Below are 5,274 nucleotides of genomic sequence, written 5' to 3' on the forward strand. Positions count from 1 at the left end.
CCCGTTCCTGTGGCCGCCGCCGAGACCGCCAGGCGGCGCGCGTGGACTGCCGGGTGGGCGGCTCGGGTCAGGCGGAGAGCGAGCACGCGGGGCGGCCTTCCGGATCGGTGGGCGGGGGGAGGTGGACGGTGGTGACGCGGCGGCCGTCCAGGAGGGGCATCGTGCGGTCGGCCAGCGCCGCCGTGTCGGGGTCGTTCGTCGCCAGGACCACCGTGATGCCGTGGGAGCGGGCCGCTGTCGTCAGGGTCCTCAACACGTGGGCCCTGTCGGCCTGGTGGAGGGGTGCCGTCGGTTCGTCGGCGAAGAGGACCGACGGCGCCGGTGCCAACGCCCTGGTGATGCACACCCGTTGCCGCTGCGCCTGCGTCAACTCCCCGGGCCGCGCCCGCGCCTTGTCCCCGACGTCGAGCCGCTCCAGCCACTCCAGCGCGGCGGCCTTGGCGCGCCGGCGGCTCGTACCGCGCAGCATGAGGGGGAGCGCCGCGTTCTCCCACACGTTCAGTTCGGGGACCAGCGTCGGCGCCGGGTCGATCCAGCCGAAGCGGTCGCGGCGGAGCCGTTCGCGGGCGGCCGGGCCCATCGTGTGGACGGGGACGCTGTTGAACCAGACCTCGCCGCGCTGGGCGGGGGTCAGGCCGGCGAGGCAGTGCAGCAGCGTCGTCTTGCCGCTTCCGCGCGGGCCGGTGACGGCGAGGATCTCGCCCTCGCGGACGCCCACCGAGACACCGCCGAGGCCGGGGGTGCCGTCGCGGTGCGTGAAGTGCAGGGAGCGTGCCCAGAGCACGTCGTTGTCCGGCGGGGCCTCCATGGGCGTACACCTTCGTTCAGATCCGTAGTTCCCGTGCCGTTTCCCCCGTCCGGGGGAACGAAAGGCAGGGGCGATCGGTCACTGCACGCTAGGCGGGGGGTTCCTGGAATGCCGGACAGCACACGGCCCCGCGGCGCCGTTTCTCACTCGAACGGGCGCGCGCGGGGCCGTACATCAGACGATCAGAGCTTCGACCACGCCTCGGTCAGCGTCCGGCGCAGGATCTGCTCGATCTCGTCGAACGTCTCCTGGTTCGCGATCAGCGGCGGCGCGAGCTGGACGACCGGGTCGCCGCGGTCGTCGGCGCGGCAGTACAGGCCGTTGTCGAAGAGGGCCTTGGAGAGGAAGCCGTAGATGATGCGCTCGGTCTCCTCCGCGTCGAAGGACTCCTTCGTGGCCTTGTCCTTGACGAGTTCGATGCCGTAGAAGAAGCCGTTGCCGCGGACGTCGCCGACGATCGGGAGGTCGTGGAGCTTCTCCAGGGTCGCGCGGAAGGCGGCCTCGTTGTCGAGGACGTGCTGGTTGAGGTTCTCGCGCTCGAAGAGGTCGAGGTTGGCGAGGGCGACGGCCGCGGAGACGGGGTGGCCGCCGAAGGTGTAGCCGTGCAGGAAGGCGTTGCCGTCCCGGTAGAAGGGCTCGGCGAGGCGGTCGGAGACGATGCAGGCGCCGATCGGGGAGTAGCCCGAGGTCATGCCCTTCGCGCAGGTGATCATGTCCGGTACGTAGCCGAACTTGTCGCACGCGAACGTCGTACCGAGCCGCCCGAACGCGCAGATCACCTCGTCGGAGACGAGCAGCACGTCGTACTGGTCGCAGATCTCGCGCACCCGCTGGAAGTAGCCGGGCGGCGGCGGGAAGCAGCCGCCCGCGTTCTGGACGGGCTCCAGGAAGACCGCCGCGACCGTGTCCGGGCCCTCGAAGAGGATCTGCTGCTCGATCTGGTCGGCGGCCCAGCGGCCGAAGGCGACCGGGTCGTCACCGTGGATCGGGGCGCGGTAGATGTTGGTGTTCGCGACCTTGTGCGCGCCGGGGACGAGCGGCTCGAAGGGGGCGCGCAGCGGGGGGAGGCCGGTGATGGAGAGGGCGCCGTGGGTGGTGCCGTGGTAGGCGACCGTCCGGGAGATGACCTTGTGCTTCGTCGGCTTGCCGGTCAGCTTGAAGTACTGCTTGGCCAGCTTCCACGCCGTCTCGACGGCCTCGCCGCCGCCGGTCGTGAAGAACACCTTGTTCAGGTCGCCGGGGGCCTCGCCCGCGAGGCGCTCCGCCAGCTCGATCGCCTTCGGGTGCGCGTACGACCAGACGGGGAAGAACGCCAGCTCCTGCGCCTGCTTGAACGCCGTCTCGGCGAGCTCGGTGCGGCCGTGCCCGGCCTGGACGACGAAGAGACCCGCCAGGCCGTCGAGGTAGCGGCGGCCCCGGTCGTCGTAGATGTAGGCGCCCTCGCCGCGCACGATCGTCGGGACGGGGGAGTTCTCGTACGACGACATGCGGGTGAAGTGCATCCACAGGTGCTCGTAGGCGGACTTGCTCAGGTCCTTCATCGGGTTCCCCACATGTAGGTCTGCTTCTTGAGCTTCAGGTAGACGAAGCTCTCGGTGGAGCGCACGCCGGGGACGGCCCGGATGCGGTGGTTGATGACCTCCAGGAGGTGGTCGTCGTCCTCGCAGACGATCTCCACCATCAGGTCGAAGGAGCCGGCCGTCATCACCACGTACTCGCACTCGTCCATGGCCGTGAGCGCGTCCGCCACCGCCTCGACGTCACCCTCGACGTGGACCCCGACCATCGCCTGCCGCCTGAAGCCGACGGTCAGCGGATCCGTGACCGCGACGATCTGCATGACGCCCTGGTCGAGGAGTTTCTGGACGCGCTGGCGCACGGCCGCCTCGGAGAGGCCGACGGCCTTGCCGATCGCCGCGTAGGGGCGGCGGCCGTCCTCCTGGAGCTGCTCGATGATCGCGAGGCTCACGGAGTCGAGGTGCTTGCCGGGGGGCTTGTCGGTGCTTCGGTTGGCCACGAGGGCCACTCTGCATGACGTCTCGTTCGTCCCGCAAGGCCGTGACGATGAAATCCGTCGTCACGGTGGCTCAGATCTGCGGATTTCGCAAGTGCAGTGGGGGTGGGGGTGTCGGAAAACCGATTCGGCGGACTAGGGTGGTGTCTCAGTCAGTGGACACCTGCGATACCGGGAGGAACCGGCCGTGAGCACCGAATTGCGTCGGCTGCGCAACTACATAGGCGGCGAGTTCCGTGACGCCGCCGACGGGCGGACGACCGAGGTCGTCAACCCCGTCACGGGCGAGGCGTACGCGACCGCCCCCCTGTCCGGCGACGCCGACGTCGACGCCGCCATGGCCGCCGCCGCAGCCGCGTTCCCCGGCTGGCGCGACACCACCCCCGCCGAGCGGCAGCGGGCGCTGCTGAAGATCGCCGACGCGTTCGAGGAGCGCGCCGAGGACCTCATCGCCACCGAGGTCGAGAACACCGGCAAGCCGGTCGGGCTCACCCGGTCCGAAGAGATCCCGCCCATGGTCGACCAGATCCGCTTCTTCGCGGGCGCCGCGCGCATGCTGGAAGGGCGCTCCGCCGGGGAGTACATGGACGGCATGACCTCCATCGTCCGGCGCGAGCCGGTCGGGGTCTGCGCGCAGGTCGCGCCCTGGAACTACCCGATGATGATGGCCGTCTGGAAGTTCGCGCCGGCCCTCGCCGCGGGCAACACGGTCGTGCTGAAGCCGTCCGACACGACCCCGGCGTCGACCGTCCTCATGGCCGAGATCATGGGCTCGATCCTGCCGACCGGCGTCTTCAACGTCGTCTGCGGCGACCGCGACACCGGCCGCCGCATGATCGAGCACCCCACCCCGGCCATGGCCTCCATCACCGGCTCCGTGCGCGCCGGCATGTCCGTCGCCGAGTCCGCGTCCAGGGACCTCAAGCGCGTCCACCTGGAGCTGGGCGGCAAGGCTCCCGTCGTCGTCTTCGAGGACACCGACCTCGCCAAGGCCGTCGAGGACATCTCCGTCGCCGGGTTCTTCAACGCCGGCCAGGACTGCACGGCCGCCACCCGCGTCCTCGTCCAGGAGTCGATCCACGACGAGTTCGTGGCCGCGCTCGCCAAGGCCGCCGCCGACACCAAGACCGGGCACCCGGACGACGAGGACGTTCTCTTCGGCCCGCTGAACAACCCGAACCAGCTCAAGCAGGTCTCCGGGTTCATCGAGCGGCTGCCCGCGCACGCCAAGGTCGAGGCCGGCGGGCACCGGGTCGGCGAGACCGGGTACTTCTACGCGCCGACCGTCGTCTCCGGGCTCAAGCAGGACGACGAGATCATCCAGAACGAGGTCTTCGGGCCGGTCATCACCGTCCAGTCCTTCACCGACGAGGACCAGGCCGTCGAGTGGGCCAACGGCGTCGACTACGCCCTCGCCTCCTCCGTCTGGACCAAGGACCACGGCCGCGCCATGCGCATGTCCAAGCGGCTCGACTTCGGGTGCGTGTGGATCAACACGCACATCCCGCTCGTCGCCGAGATGCCGCACGGCGGGTTCAAGAAGTCCGGCTACGGCAAGGACCTGTCGGGCTACGGGTTCGAGGACTACACGCGGATCAAGCACGTCATGACATCGCTGGACGGGTAGGGGCTTTTCGGCTCAGGAGGACGGCGTACCGCAGGTGCAGTACGTCGTCCTCCGCCTTCGGTAGGCGCATCGCCAGCTCAGGCAGGATGTCCCGGCCGGTGTGACCAGGCATCGTTCATGGTGGACGAGCAGCACCGAGCCGGAGAGGACCGATGGCCAGCAGCCTGGAGCGGTACGCCGACCTGCACCCGCGGACCGTGGACGCGGTGACGGCGGTCGCCCTGTACGCCTGCGTCCAGTTCGGCACCTCCATCAGCACGGACGGCAACCCGGCGCCGGACGACAACGCGCCCGAGCTGTTCGTGACCGCCCTGGCGATAGTGCTGTGCGTCGCCGTGCTGGGGTGCCGCCGCTGGCCGCGCGGGGTCCTGGTGGTCACCGGGGCGGGCGCGACGACGCTGATCGGCCTGGGCTACCTGCCGAGTCCGATGCTGCTGGCGCCGGTGATGGCGGCGCTGTACTGGATCGCGGCACTGACCGACCACCGGACCAGCCGCACGTACGCCTGGACGACGACGGGCGCCCTCGCCGTCACCGGCGTCGCCGTCGACCCGACCTGGAACCTCTTCCTCCTCAAGACCGTCGGCACCGGACTGTGGCTGCTGTTCCCCGTGGCCGTCGGCTCCCGCTCCCGGCTGCGGCACGCCTACCTCGAATCCGTGCAGGCCAGGGCCGCGCACGCGGAACGCACCCGCGAGGAGGAGGCCCGCCTGCGCGTCACCGAGGAGCGGATGCGCATCGCCCGCGAGCTGCACGACGTGGTCGCCCACCACATGGCCGTCGCCAACGCGCAGGCGGGCACCGCCGCCCACCTCGCCCGCACCC

5 protein-coding genes are annotated in these 5,274 nt (G+C 70.4%); 2 read left to right on the forward strand and 3 right to left on the reverse strand.

The window, feature by feature from the left end:
- Window positions 1-67: 67 nt before the first annotated feature.
- The 3 genes from AOK24_RS32360 to AOK24_RS32370 form a co-directional block, all read right to left on the reverse strand.
- On the reverse strand, window positions 68-808 hold the full coding sequence (locus AOK24_RS32360; RefSeq protein ID WP_055723584.1) for an ABC transporter ATP-binding protein: 741 nt from the start codon (window positions 806-808) through the stop codon (window positions 68-70).
- Between the two features lie 182 nt (window positions 809-990).
- Complete coding sequence (locus AOK24_RS32365; RefSeq protein ID WP_055723585.1) at window positions 991-2,349, reverse strand: aspartate aminotransferase family protein; 1,359 nt, start codon at window positions 2,347-2,349, stop codon at window positions 991-993.
- A complete protein-coding gene (locus tag AOK24_RS32370) occupies window positions 2,346-2,825 on the reverse strand; it encodes an Lrp/AsnC family transcriptional regulator (protein WP_010353815.1) in 480 nt (159 codons plus the stop codon). The genes AOK24_RS32365 and AOK24_RS32370 overlap by 4 nt, the downstream gene beginning before the upstream one ends.
- Before the next feature lie 184 nt (window positions 2,826-3,009).
- On the opposite strand from AOK24_RS32370, the gene AOK24_RS32375 reads away from it, so the two are divergent.
- Both AOK24_RS32375 and AOK24_RS32380 read left to right on the forward strand, forming a co-directional pair.
- Window positions 3,010-4,449: a gamma-aminobutyraldehyde dehydrogenase gene (locus AOK24_RS32375; protein WP_055723587.1), complete on the forward strand. Its 1,440-nt coding sequence runs from the start codon at window positions 3,010-3,012 to the stop codon at window positions 4,447-4,449.
- Window positions 4,450-4,601: 152 nt separating this feature from the next.
- Window positions 4,602-5,274 (forward strand): histidine kinase (locus AOK24_RS32380; protein ID WP_167376882.1); only part of this gene is annotated, 673 nt, incomplete at its 3' end.

The sequence above is a fragment of the Streptomyces niveiscabiei genome (assembly GCF_001419795.1).
Taxonomy (GTDB): Bacteria; Actinomycetota; Actinomycetes; order Streptomycetales; family Streptomycetaceae; genus Streptomyces; species Streptomyces niveiscabiei.

Excerpts from the sequence above, each read along its gene's own strand:
- AOK24_RS32365 (WP_055723585.1), bottom strand. The coding sequence starts at position 2,349 with ATGAAGGACCTGAGCAAGTCCGCCTACGAGCACCTGTGGATGCACTTC.
- AOK24_RS32360 (WP_055723584.1), bottom strand. The coding sequence starts at position 808 with ATGGAGGCCCCGCCGGACAACGACGTGCTCTGGGCACGCTCCCTGCAC.